The 20,271-nt window shown below is 68.6% G+C and carries 20 protein-coding genes; 11 read left to right on the top strand and 9 right to left on the bottom strand.

Translation table 11 applies throughout. The annotated features are described in order from the left end of the window. Positions 1–57: 57 nt before the first annotated feature. The 6 genes from fadD6 (at position 58) to H7J89_RS19030 (ending at position 5,189) form a co-directional block, all read left to right on the top strand. Entirely contained in the window at positions 58–1,842 is a 1,785-nt protein-coding gene (gene fadD6, locus H7J89_RS19055) for a long-chain-acyl-CoA synthetase FadD6 (RefSeq protein WP_264045520.1), read from the top strand. Positions 1,843–2,008: 166 nt separating this feature from the next. Further along, entirely contained in the window at positions 2,009–2,833 is an 825-nt protein-coding gene (gene folP / locus H7J89_RS19050) for a dihydropteroate synthase (protein ID WP_264046095.1), read from the top strand. Further along, entirely contained in the window at positions 2,830–3,834 is a 1,005-nt protein-coding gene (locus H7J89_RS19045) for a glucosyl-3-phosphoglycerate synthase (RefSeq protein WP_264045516.1), read from the top strand. The genes folP and H7J89_RS19045 overlap by 4 nt, the downstream gene beginning before the upstream one ends. 50 nt (positions 3,835–3,884) lie before the next feature. Then, positions 3,885–4,232, top strand: a complete 348-nt coding sequence (locus H7J89_RS19040; protein WP_264045514.1) for a DivIVA domain-containing protein — start codon at positions 3,885–3,887, stop codon at positions 4,230–4,232. A gap of 2 nt (positions 4,233–4,234) precedes the next feature. Then, positions 4,235–4,813 carry a DNA-3-methyladenine glycosylase I gene (locus H7J89_RS19035; protein ID WP_264045511.1) on the top strand — a complete coding sequence of 193 codons (579 nt, stop codon included), beginning with the start codon at positions 4,235–4,237 and terminating at the stop codon, positions 4,811–4,813. Positions 4,814–5,015: 202 nt separating this feature from the next. Continuing rightward, positions 5,016–5,189: a DUF3117 domain-containing protein gene (locus H7J89_RS19030; RefSeq protein ID WP_003878471.1), complete on the top strand. Its 174-nt coding sequence runs from the start codon at positions 5,016–5,018 to the stop codon at positions 5,187–5,189. Between the two features lie 22 nt (positions 5,190–5,211). Here H7J89_RS19030 and glgA read toward each other — a convergent pair whose 3' ends face one another. Next, positions 5,212–6,375 carry a glycogen synthase gene (gene glgA, locus H7J89_RS19025; protein ID WP_264045508.1) on the bottom strand — a complete coding sequence of 388 codons (1,164 nt, stop codon included), beginning with the start codon at positions 6,373–6,375 and terminating at the stop codon, positions 5,212–5,214. A 160-nt stretch (positions 6,376–6,535) separates the two neighbouring features. Between glgA and glgC the strand changes: the two genes are divergently transcribed. Beyond that, positions 6,536–7,750: a glucose-1-phosphate adenylyltransferase gene (glgC, locus tag H7J89_RS19020; protein ID WP_264045506.1), complete on the top strand. Its 1,215-nt coding sequence runs from the start codon at positions 6,536–6,538 to the stop codon at positions 7,748–7,750. Between the two features lie 10 nt (positions 7,751–7,760). Here glgC and H7J89_RS19015 read toward each other — a convergent pair whose 3' ends face one another. The 6 genes from H7J89_RS19015 to H7J89_RS18990 form a co-directional block, all read right to left on the bottom strand. Beyond that, positions 7,761–9,446: a CocE/NonD family hydrolase gene (locus H7J89_RS19015; RefSeq protein WP_264045504.1), complete on the bottom strand. Its 1,686-nt coding sequence runs from the start codon at positions 9,444–9,446 to the stop codon at positions 7,761–7,763. Positions 9,447–9,476: 30 nt separating this feature from the next. Further along, complete coding sequence (locus H7J89_RS19010) at positions 9,477–10,151, bottom strand: methyltransferase family protein (protein ID WP_264045502.1); 675 nt, start codon at positions 10,149–10,151, stop codon at positions 9,477–9,479. Between the two features lie 7 nt (positions 10,152–10,158). Further along, the gene (locus H7J89_RS19005; RefSeq protein WP_264045500.1) at positions 10,159–11,802 is read right to left on the bottom strand and encodes an ABC transporter permease; all 1,644 of its coding nucleotides are present in this window, start codon (positions 11,800–11,802) and stop codon (positions 10,159–10,161) included. Continuing rightward, positions 11,799–12,713: an ABC transporter ATP-binding protein gene (locus H7J89_RS19000; RefSeq protein WP_264045498.1), complete on the bottom strand. Its 915-nt coding sequence runs from the start codon at positions 12,711–12,713 to the stop codon at positions 11,799–11,801. Before H7J89_RS19000 ends, H7J89_RS19005 begins: the two co-directional genes overlap by 4 nt. Then, positions 12,703–13,341, bottom strand: coding sequence for a TetR/AcrR family transcriptional regulator (locus H7J89_RS18995; protein WP_264045496.1), 639 nt, complete (start codon positions 13,339–13,341; stop codon positions 12,703–12,705). The genes H7J89_RS19000 and H7J89_RS18995 overlap by 11 nt, the downstream gene beginning before the upstream one ends. 98 nt (positions 13,342–13,439) lie before the next feature. Next, positions 13,440–14,108 carry an O-methyltransferase gene (locus H7J89_RS18990; RefSeq protein ID WP_264045495.1) on the bottom strand — a complete coding sequence of 223 codons (669 nt, stop codon included), beginning with the start codon at positions 14,106–14,108 and terminating at the stop codon, positions 13,440–13,442. 202 nt (positions 14,109–14,310) lie between these two features. On the opposite strand from H7J89_RS18990, the gene sigE reads away from it, so the two are divergent. From sigE to tatB, 4 genes are all read left to right on the top strand, one after another. After that, on the top strand, positions 14,311–15,072 hold the full coding sequence (gene sigE / locus H7J89_RS18985; protein ID WP_264045493.1) for an RNA polymerase sigma factor SigE: 762 nt from the start codon (positions 14,311–14,313) through the stop codon (positions 15,070–15,072). Between the two features lie 132 nt (positions 15,073–15,204). After that, positions 15,205–15,603: an anti-sigma E factor RseA gene (rseA, locus tag H7J89_RS18980; RefSeq protein WP_264045491.1), complete on the top strand. Its 399-nt coding sequence runs from the start codon at positions 15,205–15,207 to the stop codon at positions 15,601–15,603. A 187-nt stretch (positions 15,604–15,790) separates the two neighbouring features. After that, on the top strand, positions 15,791–17,305 hold the full coding sequence (gene htrA / locus H7J89_RS18975) for a serine protease HtrA (protein ID WP_264045490.1): 1,515 nt from the start codon (positions 15,791–15,793) through the stop codon (positions 17,303–17,305). Continuing rightward, entirely contained in the window at positions 17,306–17,698 is a 393-nt protein-coding gene (gene tatB / locus H7J89_RS18970; RefSeq protein ID WP_264045488.1) for a Sec-independent protein translocase protein TatB, read from the top strand. 39 nt (positions 17,699–17,737) lie between these two features. Here the strand turns inward: tatB and H7J89_RS18965 are convergent, their stop codons facing one another. Together H7J89_RS18965 and H7J89_RS18960 are read right to left on the bottom strand one after the other, a co-directional pair. Next, positions 17,738–18,883, bottom strand: coding sequence for an Mrp/NBP35 family ATP-binding protein (locus H7J89_RS18965; RefSeq protein ID WP_264045486.1), 1,146 nt, complete (start codon positions 18,881–18,883; stop codon positions 17,738–17,740). A 36-nt stretch (positions 18,884–18,919) separates the two neighbouring features. Then, on the bottom strand, positions 18,920–20,233 hold the full coding sequence (locus H7J89_RS18960) for a lytic transglycosylase domain-containing protein (protein WP_264045484.1): 1,314 nt from the start codon (positions 20,231–20,233) through the stop codon (positions 18,920–18,922). Positions 20,234–20,271: the final 38 nt, after the last annotated feature.

Genomic DNA, 20,271 nt, shown 5'->3' with positions numbered 1-20,271 from the left:
TCTGGTGATCCCTACTAGGCTGTCCGCCGAGTTGCTTACGCAGAAACGAGGGATGACGTGTCCAATCACGACGGCGGAGCGCGCACAGCGGTCAAACTGACCGATATCGCATCTCGGGCGCCGGGCCTGCTGGCCGACATGCCGGTGATCATGCGTGGTGCGAGGACCGGGCTGCTGGCCCAGCCGGGCTCGAAGAAATCGATCGGAACGGTGTTCCAGGAACGCGCGGCCCGCTACGGCGATCGGATCTTCTTGCGGTTCGGTGACCAGCAGCTGACCTACCGCGACGCCAACGCCGCCGCAAACAGGTACGCCGCGGTGCTGGCGGCGCACGGCGTCGGCCACGGCGACGTCGTCGCGATCATGTTGCGCAACTCGCCCAACGCGGTGCTGACCATGCTGGCCGCGGTCAAGTGTGGCGCGGTCGCCGGGATGCTGAACTACCACCAGCGCGGCGAGGTCCTGGCGCACAGCTTGGGCCTGCTCAAGGCCAAGGTGTTGGTCGCGGAGACGGACCTGGTCAGCGCGGTGGCCGAGTGCGGCGGCTCGGGCGACACCGAGACCATGACCGTGGAGGACCTGGAACGGTTCGCCGCCGGCGCTCCGGCCACCAATCCGGCGTCGGTATCGGCCGTGCAGGCCAGGGATACCGCGTTCTACATCTTCACTTCGGGCACAACGGGATTCCCCAAGGCCAGCGTGATGACCCACCTGCGATGGCTGAAGGCGCTCGCGGCGTTCGGCGGCATCGGGCTGCGGCTGAAGAGTTCCGACACGCTCTACAGCTGCCTGCCGCTGTACCACAACAACGCGCTGACGGTCGCGCTGTCGTCGGTGATCAACTCCGGCGCGACGCTGGCGCTGGGCAAGTCGTTCTCGGCGTCGAAGTTCTGGGACGAGGTCATCGCCGCGGACGCCACGGCGTTCATCTACATCGGCGAGATCTGCCGGTACCTGCTCAACCAGCCACGCAAGGCCACCGACCGCGCGCACCAGGTGCGGGTGATCGCCGGCAACGGGCTGCGACCGGAGATCTGGGACGAGTTCACCAATCGATTCGACATCGCCCGCGTGTGCGAGTTCTACGCCTCCAGCGAGGGCAACACCGCGTTCATCAACATCTTCAACGTGCCCCGGACCACCGGCGTCTTCCCGATGCCGTTGGCCTACGTGGAGTACGACCCCGACACCGGAGCCCCGTTGCGCGACGACAACGGGCGGGTGCGCCGGGTGCCGGCCGGGGAGCCGGGCCTGCTGCTCAGCCGGGTCAACCGGCTGCAGCCGTTCGACGGCTACACCGACAAGGAGTCGAGCGAAAAGAAGTTGGTGCGCAACGCGTTCCGTGAGGGTGACGTGTGGTTCAACTCCGGTGACGTGATGAGCCCGCAGGGCATGGGGCACGCCGCGTTCGTCGACCGCCTCGGCGACACGTTCCGGTGGAAGGGCGAGAACGTCGCCACCACGCAGGTGGAGGCGGCGCTGGCGTCCGACGAATCCGTGGAGGAATGCACCGTTTTCGGTGTCGAGATTCCCCGCACCGGCGGCCGCGCCGGCATGGCCGCGGTCAAGCTGCGCGACGGCGCGGAGTTCGACGGCAAGTCGCTGGCCCGCGCCGTGTACGGGCAGCTGCCCGCCTACGCGCTGCCGTTGTTCGTGCGGGTGGTCGAGTCGCTGGAGCACACCACGACGTTCAAGAGCCGCAAGGTGGAGTTGCGCGAGCAGGCCTACGGGTCCGACATCAAGGACCCGCTGTACGTGCTGGCCGGCCGCGACGAGGGGTACGTGCCGTACTACGACGAATACCCCGACGAAGTGGCCGACGGGAAGCGCCCGCAGGGCTGACGCTGCCGTCTCCGCCGAGTATGCGCCCGGCCGCACATTCGGTGTCCAGTGTGCGGCTGGCCCCACACCCGATCCCCGGGCCGCACCCGGCGCCGTGACCGGGCACCATAGACGTGTGCAATCCACTTGGTGTGGCCGTCCGGTCGCCGGCGATCGCCCGCTGATCATGGCGATCGTCAACCGCACCCCCGACTCGTTCTACGACAAGGGTGCGGCCTTCAGCGACGAGGCAGCCCGGGCCGCGGCGCACCGCGCCATCGCCGAGGGCGCCGACGTCATCGACGTCGGCGGGGTCAAGGCGGGCCCGGGCCAGGAGGTCGACGCCGAAACCGAGCTCGCCCGTCTGGTCCCGTTCATCGAATGGCTGCGCGGCGCCTATCCCGACCAGCTGATCAGCGTCGACACCTGGCGCTCCGAGGTGGCCAAGGTGGCGTGCGCGGCCGGGGCGGATCTGATCAACGACACCTGGGGCGGCATCGACCCGGGCCTGGCCGAGGTCGCCGCGGAGTTCGGTGCGGGCCTGGTGTGCTCGCACACCGGCGGGGCGCTGCCCCGCACGCGACCGTTCCGGGTGAACTACGGAACCACCACGCGCGGCGTGGTCGACGACGTCATTCGCCAGGTCACCGCCGCCGCGGAGCGCGCGGTCGCCTGCGGGGTGGCCCGTGACCGGGTGCTGATCGACCCGGCCCACGACTTCGGCAAGAACACCTTCCACGGGCTGCTGCTGTTGCGCCACCTGGGCGATCTTGTTAGTACCGGATGGCCTGTGCTCATGGCTTTGAGTAACAAGGACTTCGTCGGGGAGACTTTGGGTGTGGAATTGACCGAGCGGCTCGAGGGAACGTTGGCGGCCACCGCGCTGGCGGCCGCCGCCGGTGCGCGCATGTTTCGCGTGCACGAGGTCGCCGCGACCCGAAGGGTGCTGGAAATGGTGGCCTCCATCCAGGGGTCACGCCCGCCGGCGCGCACGGTGAGGGGATTGGCATGACGGCATCCGACCTGGTCGGCGACCTCACCGACGACGCGGTGCTGGCCGCCCGGCCCGGCGACACCTGGCTGTCCAATCGCAGCTGGAACCGTCCGAGCTGGACGGTCGCCGAGCTCGAGGCCGCGAAGGCGGGGCGAACCATCTCGGTGGTGCTGCCGGCCCTCAACGAAGAAGAAACCATCGAATCGGTGGTGGAAAGCATCTCACCCCTGGTCAAAGGCTCAGGGGGGCTGGTCGACGAGCTGATCGTGCTCGATTCCGGCTCGACGGACGACACGGAGATCCGCGCCGTCGCCGCCGGCGCCCGGGTCGTCAGCCGAGAGCAGGCGTTGCCCGAGGTGCCGATCCGGCCCGGAAAAGGGGAGGCGCTGTGGCGCTCGCTGGCGGCCACCAGCGGTGACATCGTCGTGTTCGTCGACTCCGACCTGATCAACCCGAACCCGATGTTCGTGCCCTGGCTGGTCGGGCCGCTGCTCATGGGCGACGGCGTCCACCTGGTGAAAAGCTTCTACCGGCGGCCGCTGCAGGTCGGCGACGTCGGGGGCGCCGCGGGCGCGACCGGCGGTGGGCGGGTCACCGAGCTGGTGGCCCGGCCGCTGCTCGCGGCGCTGCGCCCGGAGCTGGGTTGCATCCTGCAGCCGCTCGGCGGGGAGTACGCGGCGACCCGCGAACTGCTGACGTCGGTGCCGTTCGCGCCGGGCTACGGCGTCGAGATCGGCCTGCTGCTGGACACGTTCGACCGGTTGGGCTTGGGCGCCATCGCCCAGGTCAACTTGGGAGTGCGCGCGCACCGCAACCGGCCGCTGGCCGAGTTAGGTGCGATGAGCCGCCAGGTCATCGCGACCCTGCTCTCGCGCTGCGGGATTCCCGATTCCGGGGTCGGGTTGACGCAATTCTTCGCCGTTGGCCCCGAGGGGCCCGATGGTCAGAGCTACACCCAGCACACGTCGCCGGTGTCGCTGGCGGACCGTCCGCCCATGAAGGTCCTGAGGCCGCGCTAAAGCCGCGCTGCGTGGTCGCGCTGTCGGTGGCATAGGGCAGTATCGACGGCGTGGCGTTGGTGTTGCTCTACCTGGTGGTGCTGGTGCTGGTGGCGATCGTGCTGTTCGGCGCGGCGAGTCTGCTGTTCGGTCGCGGTGAGCAGCTGCCGCCCCTGCCCCGGGGGACAACCGCGACCGTGTTACCCGCGTACGGGGTGACCGGCGCGGACGTCGACGCAGTCAAGTTCACCCAGGCGTTGCGCGGATACAAGGCCAGCGAGGTGGACTGGGTGCTGGACCGGCTCGCCCGCGAGCTGGAGGCGCTGCGCGGCCAGCTCGCCGCGGTGCCGGTCCCCGCGGCGGCCGAGGACGATTCCCAACCGGTGGAACCCGAGGACGGCGAGGATCGTCAGGACTAGATGTGAGCGATGACGGGCTGGTTCGGTGCAGCTGGGCGGCCATTCGGCCGGGACCTGATTTCGAGTTGTACCGCGACTACCACGACCAGGAGTGGGGCCGCCCGGTGCACGACGGGGTGGCGCTGTTCGAGCGGATGAGCCTAGAGGCGTTCCAGAGCGGGCTGTCGTGGCTGATCATCCTGCGCAAACGGGAGAACTTCCGGCGCGCCTTCGCGGGGTTCGATTTCGAGCAGGTCGCCGGCTACACCGATGCGGACGTGCAGCGGTTGATGGCGGACACCGGAATCGTGCGCAACCGGGCCAAGATCGACGCGACCATCGCCAACGCGCGTGCCGCCGCCGAGCTGGGAACCTCGGCGGACCTCGCGGAGCTGCTGTGGTCTTTTGCGCCAGCACCGCGCCCCAGGCCGGCGGATGGCTCCGAAGTGCCCTCGGCCACACCGGAATCGATGGCCATGGCGCGCGAGCTCAAGCGGCGCGGGTTCCGCTTCGTCGGGCCCACCACCGCCTATGCGCTGATGCAGGCGACCGGCATGGTCGACGACCATATCCGGGGTTGTTCGGTGCCTTCCGGCCGGTGACACGCGGCCGGGCAATCGGCGTTCGGGGGCCCCCGGGCCCGGAGAACCGGGTCTTTGTTCAACTCGTGACCTGGATAGGGAACAATAGAGGGGTGATTTGGCAGTTCGATGCCGGGTATGGCTGGAAAATCGCTGGCGGGGCATGCTCGGCGCCGACCAGGTCCGCAACGTCGGACCAGCTCGAACCTGGAGGGAGCACTCGATGGCGGCGATGAAGCCCCGGACCGGCGACGGTCCTCTGGAAGCAACCAAGGAGGGGCGCGGCATCGTGATGCGGGTACCACTTGAGGGAGGTGGTCGATTGGTCGTCGAGCTGACGCCCGACGAAGCCGCCGCCCTCGGTGACGAACTCAAGGGTGTCACCAGCTCCAGCTAAGGCCTGCCGGCGGACCGCGGGGCTACGCACACACCTTTCGGTAGATGTCCAGGGTTTGCTCGGCGACGCGGGCCCAGGAGAATTCCTCGACGCAGCGCTGGCGTCCCGCCTCGCCGTAACGCTTCGCCTTTTCAGGGTCGGCGACGAGCGCGTTGACCGCTTCGGCCAGTTTGGTCTGGTAACCGGCCGGGTCTCCGGGGTCGTAATGCGCCAGCGAACCGGTCACCCCGTCGAGGACCACCTCGGGTATCCCGCCGACATCGGACGCCACCACGGCCGTCGCGCACGCCATCGCCTCCAGGTTCACGATGCCCAGCGGCTCGTACACCGAAGGGCATACGAAAACCGTTGCGGCCGATAATATTTCACGTATCTCACCGATCGGTAGCATCTCTCTGATCCAGAACACGCCCTGCCGATCGTGGGCCAGCCGCGCCACCGCGGACCGAATCTCCTCGGCTATCTCCGGGGTGTCGGGGGCGCCCGCGCACAACACCACCTGCACCTCGGGGTCGAACTCGTGCGCCGCCGCCACCAAGTGGGCGACGCCCTTCTGCCGGGTTATCCGGCCGACGAACGCCACCGTGGGCCGGTCGGGGTCGACGCCGAGTTCGGCCAGCACAGACCCGGCATGCGTCGGCCCGGCCGGATGCCAGACGTCGGTGTCCACCCCATTGCGGATGACGTGCACGACGCTGGGATCCAGCGCGGGGTAGACGCGCAGAATGTCTTCGCGCATCGCGGAGCTGACCGCGATGACGGCGTCCGCCGCCTGCACCGCGGTGCGCTCCACCCACGTCGACACCTGGTAGCCGCCGCCGAGCTGTTCGGCCTTCCACGGCCGCAGCGGCTCGAGCGAATGCGCCGTCAGGACGTGGGGGATGTCGTAGAGCAGCGCCGCCAGATGACCGGCCATGCCGGTGTACCAAGTGTGCGAATGCACGACGGTGGCCGCCGACGCGGCGTTGGCCATCATCAGGTCCGCGGACAACGTCGACAGCGCCGGGTTGGCGCTCCGCAAGCGCGGATCGGACTGGTGCACGATGGCGTTCGGCCGGGGCCCACCCATGCAATGCACATCGACCGCGCAGAATCGGCGCAGCTGGGCGACCAGTTCCGTGACATGTACACCGGCTCCCCCGTAGACCTCTGGTGGGTATTCCCGAGTCATCATCGCCACCCGCATACCCGCACGGTAGTTCGGTCGCAACGAGGAGCGCGAGTCGGGGCCCGGGCAATCGGTGAGTGGCTCGGCGGACCAAATACCTTGACGGACAGCCGCACAGAACACCGCCAATAGCGCCGTCCCTCTGGCAGCGCCTCGCGGCGGCCGATAGGTTTGAACCATGAGGGAAGCGCCACACGTGCTGGGCATTGTCCTGGCCGGCGGTGAGGGCAAGCGGCTGTATCCGCTGACCGCGGATCGGGCCAAGCCCGCGGTTCCCTTCGGCGGCGCCTATCGGCTGATCGACTTCGTGCTCTCCAACCTCGTCAATGCACGCTACTTGAGGATCTGCGTTCTCACCCAGTACAAGTCGCATTCACTGGACCGTCACATTTCGCAGAACTGGCGGCTGTCCGGTCTGGCCGGTGAGTACATCACCCCCGTGCCCGCGCAGCAGCGCCTGGGGCCCCGCTGGTACACCGGCTCCGCCGACGCGATCTACCAATCGCTCAATCTGATCTACGACGAAGACCCCGACTACATAGTCGTTTTCGGCGCCGACCACGTGTATCGGATGGACCCCGAGCAGATGGTCCAGTTCCACATCGAAAGCGGGGCCGGCGCAACGGTGGCCGGCATCCGCGTGCCGCGCGGCGAGGCGAGCGCGTTCGGGTGCATCGACGCCGACGAATCCGGCCGCATCCGCGATTTCGTGGAGAAGCCGTTGGACCCGCCCGGTACACCGGATGACCCCGAGGCGACGTTCGTGTCGATGGGCAACTACATCTTCACCACCAAGGTGCTCATCGACGCGATTCGCGCCGACGCCGACGACGACCATTCGGATCACGACATGGGCGGTGACATCATTCCGCGCTTGGTGGGCGACGGTATGGCCGCGGTCTACGACTTCAAGGACAACGAGGTACCGGGCGCGACCGATCGCGACCGGGGCTACTGGCGTGACGTGGGGACGCTGGACGCGTTCTACGACGCGCACATGGACCTGGTCTCGGTGCACCCGGTGTTCAACCTCTACAACAAGCGCTGGCCGATCCGCGGTGAGTCGGAGAACCTGGCACCGGCCAAGTTCGTCAACGGCGGCTCAGCGCAGGAGTCGGTCGTCGGAGCCGGCAGCATCATTTCGGCGGCTTCGGTGCGCAACTCGGTGCTGTCGTCCAACGTCGTGGTCGATGACGGCGCGATCGTGGAGGGCAGCGTGATCATGCCCGGCGCCCGGGTCGGCCGGGGCGCGGTGGTACGGCACGCCATCCTGGACAAGAACGTCGTCGTCGGACCCGGCGAGATGGTCGGCGTGGATCTCGAGAAGGACCGGGAGCGCTTCGCGATCAGCGCCGGCGGTGTGGTCGCGGTGGGCAAGGGCGTCTGGATCTAGTACCCCCGTGCTATCCGGGGATCTCCGGGATCAGCAGATGGGCGTCGTAGCGCGGGCCCCAGTGCAGCTTGACGCGACCGCGCGGCGAGCCGGCATAGGCCGCCGGGAGCTGGCCGGTGAGTGGGTTCCTCGGGCACAACCAGCGCCCTGCGACCACCAAGCGCAGCTGCTCACCGGCGCGGAACAGCGTCGCCGACGGGCCCAGCGCCACGTTGACCTCGACGACCTCGTGCGCGGCGACGGGCCGTGGGTCGGTGCACGCCGCGACGGGTTCCCATGGCCGCGAAAGGTCGGCATCCAGCGCACGCAGCGAGATCCGCTGCCAACCGGTGCTCACCCGATCGCGGCCGTAGCCATAGGAGCCTTCGAATCCGACAAACCGTCCGTCACGCCACTTCTCCACGCCGACGAACAGGTTGGCGTCGTCGCAGCCGTCCAGCTCGATCCACAGCCGCGCCGCCATCGGGCCGGTCAGCTCGATATCCGCCGGGGCGGTCCAGCTGAAAGCCGCTGCGCCGGAGCGGGTTTCGAATGTGATGCCGCCTTCCTCCGATGGCCGCTGGGCGGTCAGCAGTCCGCCCCCGGCCAAATACATTGGCCGCCAATGGGTGCGCGCCAGGGGCCATTCGGCCTCCTCGCGTACTGCCGCGACGGTGCCGCGGTCTTCGCGGACCTCGAGGCGGACGCTGCGGGAAGCGGGCGTCCCGTCCAGCACTGCGCGGAAAAACCTCAACTGCTCGGTCAGCGCGGGCCCGGAGTAAAAGGCCGCCCACTTGCCGGCGCGGTGGGTGTAGAGGCGGGCGTGGCCGGAGCCGGCGTGCGTGAACGCGCGGATGGAGCCACGGCTGTGCAGGTTGTTGTCGGAGAAGCTGCCGCACACCAGCATGGGCACCTTGATCGCGGAGAGGTCCGGGACCAGCGAGCGCCAGAACTCATCGCGCAACGGGTGGGCGTCCTGCATCCGTTCCAGGTCGTAGGCTTGCCGGGTGTCGCGTCGCACGTTTCGCGACCACACCCTGGTGAACCCGGTCTCGCGAACGCCGCCCGGGAAGGTCAGGTCGCGGTAGGCGTCGGTGAAGCCTTCCCATGGGCAGATCGCCCGTAGTGCGGGGGGCTGCAGCGCGGCGACCGCGTACTGGCTGATGGCCAGGTAAGACACCCCGAGCATGACGACACGTCCGTCGCTCCAGGGCTGTCCGGCGATCCACTGCACCAGGTCGTAAGTGTCCTCGGCCTCCTGGCGCGACAACAGGCGCCCGGCGCCGTCGGAGCGACCACAGCCGCGCGAGTCGGCATTCACCACGACGAAGCCCTGCGCTGTCCACCACGCGGGATCGGGCGCCTCCCAACCGGTCAGCGCCGAGAAGCGCACCGGTTGCGGCTGGCGCAGGATGCGGTACTGCACGGAGAACGCCCACCTGTTGCCGCGCCGCCTCGGCAGATTGTCCTTGCCGTAGGGGTGGATGCTCAGAATCACCGGTCGAGCACCGGTAGCGGGTTGTCGGAAAACGTTGACCCGCAAGACTGTTCCGTCGCGGGTCGGCACGCCCACATCGCGTTCGACGTCAAGGCCGGCCGGTGGATCGGTCACCGTGACGGGCGGCCTGGCGACGCCGCGTATCCGGCTAATCGCGTACCGGAGCGCGCCGGGGCGTCGCCACGGCCGATCCCGGGCGGGCGCGGCATTTCGGGCCACGCGAATACCCTAGGCGCGTCGGCCCGGCCGTTACCAGATGTAGGGCACCAACCGGTAGCGCACCCGTTGCCGGTATTCGCGATACCCGGTCAACTCCTGGGTGAGCATCGTCTCCTCGTCGAGGATGCGGAGGACGAGCAGGATGCAGCCCGGAATGACCAAGAACAGTGCCCAGTAGGAGCCGAGCGCCAACGGCATGCCGATCATCATGACCACGTTTCCGACATACATGGGGTGGCGCACGAATCGATAGAGACCTTTGGACACCAGCGTCTGGCCCGACTCCACTGTGATAGTGGCTGCGGCGTAACCGTTTTGGACGATCACCAGCATGGCCATCCCGAGTCCCGCCAGCACCAGGGCATCACCGAGCACAGACAGCCACGCCGGCACGGACGACCAGCCGAACCGGTGATCGAGCGCACTGAGCACCATCGCCGCGAACAAGACCAGGAACGAGCCGGTGATGATGGATTTCTGGGCCGCCCGGGGTTCGGCCCGCGGGCCCGCATTCATGCGGCGCTGCAGGGCCGCCGGATTGTTCCGCGCCAGGTAGACGACGGGGACGATCGTTGCCGCCATGAACACGCCGATGAAAACCCATGCCTGCCAATAACGGAACGTGCCGGCCGGTAGGAAGAGGATCAGGCCGAAAGAGAGGATCCCCCAGATCGACCGCATCGTCACGCGGATACCGGTTTTCATAGCGCTCCTAACCACGCAGATCGCGGCGTCGGAAGCACATGACACCGAGGGTAATCAGTCCAGCGTCGATGGCCAACAGCCACAGCAGTGGCGTGGCGGTGAAATCCGCGCCGACCCGGGGAATGTGGGCGAACGGTTCCAAATCGAGCAGCCATTGCGAGAACCCGGCCAACGAACCGATCAGATACAAGGCGATGAACCCGACGAGAACGCCCCAGGCCACCGGCGTGAATCGCGGTGCCAGACCGAACAAGGCGACCGTCACCGCGGATAACAACCAGACTGCGGGCAGTTGCACGGCCGCGCTTGCCACCACGACAGCCAGCTTGCCGCCGAGGTCGCCGGCGGCAGCGCCGTAGACCAGTCCGCCGGCCAAACCGCTCACCAGCATCGCCACCGAGGATCCGACCAATGCCGCCAGCAGGTGGCTCGCCAGCCAGCGGGTTCTCGACACCGCACCGGCCAGCGTCGTTTCGGCGCGTCGGCCCGCTTCCTCTTGGTGCAATCGCAACGTCAGCGAGACGGCGAATGCGGCGGCCGCCATCCCCATCATGGTGAACGCGACGGCGATGAAGGCCTCCTCCAAAGCGCTGGTGCCGCCCATCCGGACGACGATGTCGCGGGCGGCATTGCTGCCGCCGAGCTCGTCACCGATGCCGTGCACCACACTGCCCATCAAGACGCCATAGAGACACAGCCCCACGGTCCAGAGCAGGAGCGCTCCACGGTCCAATCGCCAGGCCAGCCCGAACGCATTGCCCAGCGCGGGCGCGGCGGAGCCGGGACCGGGGCGTTCGGCAAAGAGCCCGGCACCGACGTCACGGCCGGCGAGGAGCCGGTATGCCACCGCGGTGAGCGCGACGGCTGTCGTCAGATGGAGCGTCAACACGGACCAGTGATCACCCGCGTACGGCCGGACCTGCAGCGACCACCCCAACGGCGAGAGCCACGACACCGCACCGGAACCGGCGTCGCCGACGGCGCGCAGCGTGAAGGCGGCCGCCAGCACCGCGAACGCGGCGCCGCGCGCGAACCGCGCGCTTGGGGACAGTTGCGCGGTCACCGCGGCGACGGCGGTGAACACCAGGCCCGAGCAGGCCAGCGCCGCGCCGAAAGCGAGCGACCCACCGGGGGGGACGTCGGTGGTCAGCAGGCCCGCCGCGCCGATCGCGCCGGTGGCGATGGAGGCCCCGAACGACAACAGCAGTGCGGCGGTGAGGCTGGCGTAGCGACCGACGGCGGTCGAGTCCACGAGCTCGGTCCGGCCCGCCTCCTCGTCGGCCCGGGTGTGCCGGATGACGGTCAGGATGACCGCCACCGCGATCAGCAGGTGGAACATGCCGGCCTTCCAAATGCCAACGGCGCCAAGGCTATCGTTGTAGACCTGCCCGTATAGCGCGCGCTGCGCCGGGCTGGCCATGATGGAAGCAGCGAAGCCGGCCCGGGCGGCCTGGGTGGGGTAGATCTTTTCGATGCTGCCGACGTACACCGTTGCCAGCGGCACCGACAGCAGGAACACCCACAGCGGCAGCGAGATTCGGTCGCGGCGCAAGTAGAGCCGCAGCATCCCCAGCGTTCCGGAGAAGTTCGAGCCGCGTTGCGGCGCGGGGTACGCCGGGCGGTGCGAGCGATCCAAGGTGGCGGTGCTCATGATGCGGAAACCTTGTTCGCCGTGTCGTAGTGGCGCAGGAAGAGTTCCTCGAGCGTCGGCGGCTGGCTGACGAGGCTGCGCACGCCGGCGTCGCCGAGTGCCCGGATGAGTTCCCCGAGGCTTTCACCGTCGACCTGAGCGCGCAGGATGGTGCCCTCGACGCTGACGTCCTCGACGCCCTTGATGCGAGTGAGCTCCCCGGGATCGCCGGTCATTTCGGCCTTGATCGAGGTACGGCTGAGATGCCGCATCGAGTCCAGGGTGCCGCTCTCGACTGCCTTGCCGGCCCGGATGATGGTCACCCTTTCGCACAGCGCTTCGGTCTCGGCCAGGATGTGACTGGACAACAACACCGTCGCGCCGCGGTCGCGCGCCTCGGCCACGCACTGCTGAAAGATATTCTCCATCAAGGGATCCAGGCCGCTGCTGGGCTCGTCCAACAGCAAGAGGCGGGCCCGCGACGAAAAGGCGGAGATCAGCGAGACCTTTTGCCGGTTGCCCTTAGAATAGGTCCGCGCCTTCTTGTGTGGATCGAGGTCGAAGCGCTCGATCAGCTCGTCGCGGCGCTTGCGGTCGACGCCGCCGCGCATCCGGGCCAGCAGGTCGATGGTCTCGCCGCCGGTCAGCGTCGGCCACAGCGTGACATCGCCAGGCACATAGGCGATCTGGCGGTGCAGTGCGACCGCGTCGGTCCACGGGTCGCCGCCAAGCAGCCGCACGCTGCCGCCGTCCGCCTTGACCAGACCCAGCAGGATACGGATGGTCGTCGACTTCCCGGCACCGTTGGGGCCGAGGAAGCCGTGCACTTCGCCTTCACGGACGGTGAGGTCCAGGCCGTCCAGCGCCCGCACCGCCCCGAAGTTCTTTGTCAATTGGTGGATTTCGATGGGCGCGACATTGTCAACTGGCATGGTTTTCTCCTTCATCATCTGCGGCCAGGAATGCGTCGTACATGGTGCGGTCGACCATCAGTCCTTCGGTGTAGATCTCCAGCGCGGGCAGCACCATCTCGCGGGCGTAGTCGCGGAGGACCGCGCGGATGTCCGTTGGTGTCTCGTGCATCTGCAGATAGAGCAAGAAGCCGCCACCACCGGTGATGCCCAGATACCGGGCCCGGGCGCGGGGGTCTCGACTGGGTTTTATGGTGCCGGCCCGCACGCCCTCGTCCAGGTACCCTTCGGCGTTGTCGATCATCCTGCGCCACAACATGTTTGCCAGCTCGCCACCCGACTGCATGCTGCGAACCAGGTAGGCCATCATCGGCGCGTACGACTCGATCTCGGCCATCTGCGCGAACCAGGTCGCCGGGTCGTTCGACTTGAGCGCCTCGGACTTGCTGTTGCGGATCTCTTCGGCGATGTAGTCGTCGCACGCCTTGCGCAGGCCCTCCTTGGAGCCGAAGTGGTGAATGACCAGTGCGGCGCTCACCCCCGCCGCCTCGGCGATCGCGCGCAGTCCCACGCCGAACCCCTGCTCGCCGAACTGCTCGATCGCCGCATCCCGGATCCGGGCGGCGGCGGTCAGGTCGGCTGAACGCATGTTCAGTACGCTAAACGCACGTTCAGTCTCGAGTCAAGGAGGCACCGCGTCAAGAATTCGTAACGAGATCAGTGGCGCGGCGGGTCGCCGCCATCAAATCAGTCGCGCACCGCGGCCAAAATGCCGTCGCCGAGCGGAACCAGGGCCGGGGTGAGCCGCTCGTCCTCGGCGATGAGTCGCGCGGCTTCCCGCACCGCGACCACCTCGGCGTCGCGGGCGGCCGGATCGCCGGCTCGCCCGCCGAGTGCGGCGCGGTGTATCACGATGACGCCGCCGGGTCGCAGCAGCCGCACGCCCTCCACGACGTAGTCCGGCTGGTCAACCGGATCCGCGTCCACGAACACCAGGTCGTAGGACTCGTCGGCGAGGCGGGTGAGGACCTCTTGGGCCCGGCCGCTGATCAGCCGGGTGCGCGACGGCCCGATGCCGGCTTCGGAGAACGCCTGCTTGGCGAGCCGCAGATACTCGGGCTCGATGTCGATCGTCGTCAAGACGCCGTCGTCGCTCATGCCGGACAGCAACCAGAGCCCACTGACCCCCGCGCCGGTACCCACCTCCGCGACGGCCTTCCCACCGCTGAGCTTGGTCAGCAGGCTCAGCAGCGCGCCCACCGCCGGCGTCACCGCGCCGGCGCCGATGTCCACGGCACGCTCGCGGGCGGCCGCCAGCAACGAGTCTTCGGAGATCGACCCCTCGGCGTGCGCGAACAGGGATTCGGCTCGACTGGGCGCCGGCTGGCCGGGGGTTTCTGCGTCGGTGCCGTCCATGCCCGCAGCGTATTCCACTTCGGTGCGCACCCCGGCATGGCGCGCCTAAGCCGCACCGTTACGACACGCCCGGCGAGGCCGCTGCGTTTAAGCTCACGCCGCGGCGGATATTTCCTGGACAGCGCTGGTAACGATCCGGTTTCTCAGCCGGAGCTCAGACAGTTCATATATCGCACATACGCCGATACGCGACGGTGTCCCTATGGATCGCGGAGCGCGTTGGCACGGGAATACGGACTGGCGGCTACGTGTTGCCGCCGGTGACGACTTGCCGCTTTTCGGCAGGACGGATTCGGAGGATTCGATCATCACCACGCTTTTGGGCCCGACCAGCATGTCGCACGCGCAGGACTGCCCCACGGACGAGTGGGTGGAGGCGTCCGACGGGTTGCAAGGCACCGCGGTATTCGACGCGACCGGGGACAAGTCCACGATGCCCTCGTGGGACGAGCTGGTGCGTCAGCACGCCGACCGGGTATACCGGCTGGCCTACCGCCTCTCCGGCAATCAGCACGACGCCGAGGATCTCACCCAGGAGACCTTCATCCGGGTTTTCCGGTCGGTGCAGAACTATCAGCCCGGAACGTTCGAAGGCTGGTTGCACCGCATCACCACCAACCTGTTCCTCGACATGGTCCGCCGGCGCGCCCGGATCCGGATGGAGGCGCTGCCCGAGGATTACGAGCGGGTGCCCGCGGACGAGCCCAACCCCGAGCAGATTTACCACGATGCGCGGCTCGGGCCGGACCTGCAGGCGGCTTTGGATTCGCTGCCGCCGGAGTTCCGCGCCGCGGTCGTGCTGTGCGACATCGAGGGCCTGTCCTACGAGGAGATCGGCGCGACGCTGGGCGTAAAGCTCGGGACCGTACGCAGCCGCATCCACCGCGGACGTCAGGCGCTGCGCGACTACCTGGCCGCCCATCCCGGTGCCGGGCGGGGTGCACTGCACGCGGAGCCGGCGTAGCCGGCGAACGCCCGAATCGACACGGCCGGGTCCCCGCCCGCATGTGAGCCACCGGTTTTGTGGTCTTGAGATGCGCTATTGCGCACACCGCGCGCTACATTCGAGGGGTAGGCGCTACGAAAGGACCCGGTGATGCCCGATCGAGGAGGTCATCTCTTCCGCCGCGCGTTCTCCTGGCTTCCCGCACAGTTCGCCTCCCAGAGCGATGCGCCCGTCGGCGCCCCGCGCCAGTTCGGCTCGACCGAGCACCTTTCCGTCGAAGCCATTGCGGCGTTCGTCGACGGTGAGCTGCGGATGAACGCGCACCTCCGGGCGGCGCACCACCTGTCGCTGTGCCCGGAGTGCGCGGCCGAGGTCGACGATCAGAGCCGGGCCCGTGCGGCGCTGCGCGACTCGCATCCGATCCGTATCCCCAGCACGCTGCTCGGAATGCTCGCTGAGATTCCCTACGATTCGCCCGATGGCATGACCACCCGGGCGTCCGACCGTTTTGCTGAGCGCGACGCCCGTGAGCAGCGCAAGCGCCCGTAGCTCGACACCCTCTCGCCGAACTCCCCGTGGTTGATCCCGCCGACTTTTGCGCACCCCGCCCGCGCGCTCATGGGCGGCCGGCGCCGAACCGTGGATACTAGGGTGGACACGACCACGCCGGTGTCGGGTATATCGCCCGGTGAAGGGCCTGTCTCAAGCGCTCAAGAAGAGGATCCAAAGGGGTAACGTGACCTCCGATCAAGGCAACGACAGCGGCAAGAACAGCGGCAACCGCTTAGCGCCGCGGCCCATCTCCCGTCCGCCGGTCGACCCCGCATCGCGTCAACTCTTCAGCCGTCCCGACGGGCTGCGCGGATCCTTCGTGGCCGACCGCGTCCGCCCGCAGAAGTATCGCGACCAGGCCGACTTCCGGCCGCACGAAGAACAGGCCGATCCGGTCCTTCAGGAGGCGTTCAGTCGCCCGGTCGGCAGTCCCGACTCGCTGCAGCGCCACCCCGTCGACGCCGGTGCGCTGGCGGCCGAGAAAAACGGTGCGGAGCCGGACGAGTTCGACGATCCCTGGCGCGACCCGTCGGCGGCCGCGGCGCTGGGCACTCCGGCGGTCGCCCCCTCGGGGCCGCGTGGGCCGCGGGGCTACGGCGGCAAGCTCGGTGTGCGCGACGTGCTGTTCGGCGGCAAGGTGTCCTACCTGGCGCTGCTGGTCTTGCTGCTGATCGCGCTGTTCATCGGGGTGATCGGCGGGGTGGTCGGCCGCAAGACGGCCGAGGTCGCCGAGGCGTTCACCACCTCGAAGGTGACGCTTTCCACCAATGGCAACGGTGAAGGGCCGGCGGGCCGGTTCGCCAAGGTCGCCGCGGCGACCGCCAACGCGGTGGTGACCATCGAGTCCAAGAGCGACCAGGAGGGCATGCAGGGCTCCGGCGTGGTGATCGACGGTCGCGGCTACATCATCACCAACAACCACGTGATCTCCGAGGCGGCCAACAACCCCAGCCAGTTCAAGACGACCGTGGTGTTCAACGACGGCAAGGAAGTGCCCGCCAACCTGGTTGGGCGCGACCCCAAGACCGACCTTGCCGTGCTCAAGGTCGACAACGTCGACAACCTGAGCGTCGCCCGGTTCGGCGACTCGGACAAGGTGCGCGTCGGCGACGAGGTCCTTGCGGCGGGCGCGCCGCTGGGGCTGCGCAGCACCGTGACCCACGGCATCATCAGTGCGTTGCACCGGCCCGTCCCGTTGTCGGGGGAGGGCTCGGACACCGACACCGTCATCGACGCCCTGCAGACCGACGCCTCGATCAACCACGGCAACTCCGGTGGCCCGCTGATCGACATGGATTCGCAGGTGATCGGCATCAACACCGCGGGTAAGTCCTTGTCCGACAGCGCAAGCGGGCTCGGCTTCGCGATCCCGATCGACGAGGCGAAGCAGGTCGCCCAGACCCTGATCAAGGACGGGAAGATCGTGCACCCGACGCTGGGGGTGAGCACCCGGTCGGTGAGCAACGCCATCGCCTCCGGCGCGCAGGTTGCCAACGTGAAGGCGGGAAGCCCCGCGCAAAAGGGCGGAATCCTGGAGAACGACGTCATCGTCAAGGTCGGCAACCGCACGGTCGCCGACGCCGACGAGTTCGTCGTCGCGGTACGCCAGCTGACCATCGGCCAGGACTCCCCGATCGAGGTGGTCCGCGACGGCCGGCATGTCACCCTGACCGTCAAGCCCGACCCCGACGGCAGCTAAATGTTCGGCAGTCTGAGCTGGGAGCACATCCTGGTCCTCGTCGTGGTCGGGCTGGTGGTCCTCGGGCCGGAGCGACTTCCCGGGGCCATCCGCTGGACGTCGACCGCGCTGCGGCAGGCCCGCGACTACCTCAGCGGGGTGACCACCCAGCTGCGCGAAGACCTCGGCCCCGAGTTCGACGATCTGCGCGTTCCGCTGAGCGAATTGCAGCGGCTGCGGGGGATGACGCCGCGCGCCGCGCTGACCAAGCACCTGCTGGACGGCGACGATTCCTTCCTCACCGGGAACTTCGACAGGCCCGTCAACGGGACGCCCGTCACTCCATCGGAGCCGTCGACACCGCCCCAGACGCACGCCCCCGGGCAGACACCCTTCGACGCCGACGCGACCTAGCGCGGCGATCGCACGCGCGAAGGGTCGCCCCGATCAGGCCTAGCGCCGCGTCGGATCGAGCCCGAGCGACACACCCGCCAATCCACGCCGTCGCGACGACAGGTTGTCAGCCACGCTGCGCAGTTCCTTGCCCGCGGGGGAGTCGGGGGCACTCAGGACGATCGGGGTGCCCGAATCGCCCGCGGCCACCAACGCGGGGTCCAGTGGGATCTGACCCAGCAGCGGCACATCGGCACCGACCGCGCGGGACAACCGTCCGGCCACCTGACGGCCGCCGCCCTCGCCGAACACCTGCAAGGTCGAGCCGTCGGGCAGCGTGAGGCCCGACATGTTCTCCACCACGCCGGCGATGCGCTGCCGGGTTTGCATCGCGATGCTGCCCGCCCGCTCGGCGACCTCGGCGGCGGCCAGCTGCGGCGTCGTCACGACCATGAGCTCGGCGCTCGGGATCAGCTGAGCCACCGAGATGGCGATGTCGCCGGTGCCCGGCGGCAGATCCAGCAACAGGACATCCAAGTCGCCCCAATAGACGTCGGCCAGGAACTGTTGCAACGCCCGGTGCAGCATGGGACCGCGCCACACCACGGGCGTGTTGCCCTCGGTGAACTGGGCAATCGAGATGACCTTCACCTCGTGGGCGATTGGCGGCAGGATCATCGACTCGACCTGGGTCGGCCGGTCGGTGGTGCCCATCATGCGGGGGATGGAATGGCCGTGGATGTCGGCGTCGAGTACGCCGACCGACAGTCCGCGGGCCGCCATCGCGGCGGCGAGGTTGACCGTGACGGTGGACTTTCCCACCCCGCCCTTCCCGGACGCGACCGCATAGACCCGCGTCAGCGAGTTCGGCTGGGCGAAGGGGATGACCGGCTCGCGGGCGTCTCCGCGCAACTGCTTGCGCAGTTCGGTGCGCTGCTCGTCGTTCATCACGTCGAGGGTGACTTTCACGGCTCCGGTGCCCGGAACGTCGGAGACGGCCTGGGTGACCCGCTCGCTGATTTCGGTCTTCTTCGGGCAGGCGGCCGTGGTCAGGTAGATCGCCACGTGCACGCCGCCGTCGGGCTCGGTGTCAATGCTCTTGACCATTCCGAGTTCGGTGATCGGGCGCCGCAACTCGGGGTCGATCACCTTCCCCAGTGCGGTGCGGATTGCTGCGCTCAGGTCGGCAGTGTCATGAGGGGACATCACCGCCGAGTGTAGGCGCGTGACCTTGCCGGCTGGTCAGCCGCCCGCAACGGGACCGGGCTGCTTCGGCGACGCCGCGTTCGGCGGGCCGGCCGGCTTGGGCGCCGGCGCGGCCGGGGGTGCAACGGCGGGCGGGGCCGCCTGCGGGTCCGGAGGCGGCGGTGGGCCCTGCGGCGGGGCGGGCGGAGGGGCCTGCGGCGGCGCCCACGGTGGGGCCTGCGGCGGTGCCCACGGTGGGGCGGCGGGCGGCGGGTTCTGGGAGCCGACGCAGATCACCGTGCAGCCGGGCTGCCGCGTCGGGGCCTGCTGTTGGGTGGGGGTCATCCACGGGAACATCGGCGGTGGACCGGCGCTCTGCGGTTGGCCGAGGTCGATCAGCGGCATGCGCGCCAGGGGATCGTCCACGGGCAACCCGTTGACGTTCATCGGCAGGTTGGGGCCGAGTCCCTCGGGATGCTCGAGGAATCCGTCGCCGAGTGGAGGCGGCGGGCCCGTCATCGGAGGCAGGTCGACCGGAACCACCCCGGTGGCGTACGCCGAGGCCCAGCCCAGCACGTTCTGCGCGTAGGCCATCGAGTTGTTGTAGCGAAGTATCGCGGCCATCACTTGCGACGGGTCGCGGAGGTTGAGGCCGCCGCTGCACAGGTAGCGGGCCGCCGCCAGGGTGGAGTCAAAGAGGTTCTGCGGATCGGCAACGCCGTCGCCCTTCCCGTCGGACGCGTATCGCGCCCAGGTGCCCGGCAAGAATTGCATCGGTCCCATCGCGCGGGCATAGGTGGGGCGATTGCCGGTGCTGCTCTGCAGGATGACCTCGTTGCCCGGCAGCGTGCCGTCCAACGCGGGGCCGTAGATCGGTACGACGGCGGTGCCGCGCGCGTCAACCGCGCCGCCGCCCGCATGTCCCGACTCGATGCGTCCGATCCCCGCCAGCAAATTCCAGCTGACGCCGCAGTTCGGGGCGGCCACCGCCATCTTCTGCTCGGCACTGCGATAGGCCGCCAGTGCGATGCTCGGGATGCCAAGCGCCCCAGGCGCATTCACGATCATTGCCGGCGGTGGTGCCGACAAGGCGGGTTCGGCGACGTGGAAGGCGGTCGGGGAACGGTCGATGGGGACGACGGCGGGCCCTGAGAGGTCGGGAATGCTGGGGGAGACAGCGGCCACCGGGGTGATGTTCGCGTGCACCGGAGGAAGTCTTTCGGGGAGTGAAGGCGCCGCTCCGCTCACTGCTCCGGCGAAAATCAACGGGGTGATGGTCGCGACCCCGAACGCGCGCGTGCGTGTTACCTGAAGTGCTGGCCGCTCCACCGCGGCGGCCGGGTGTGCACCCCGGCGTCCCCCAATGCGCACTCGACCGTCCTAGGTATGTGAGCGGGTCAACTGCTTCT

It is taken from the genome of Mycobacterium paraffinicum (assembly GCF_025822865.1).
Lineage (GTDB): Bacteria > Actinomycetota > Actinomycetes > Mycobacteriales > Mycobacteriaceae > Mycobacterium > Mycobacterium paraffinicum.
Note: the sequence above shows the minus strand (reverse complement) of the source record. Positions and strands in the feature narration are given on the sequence as shown.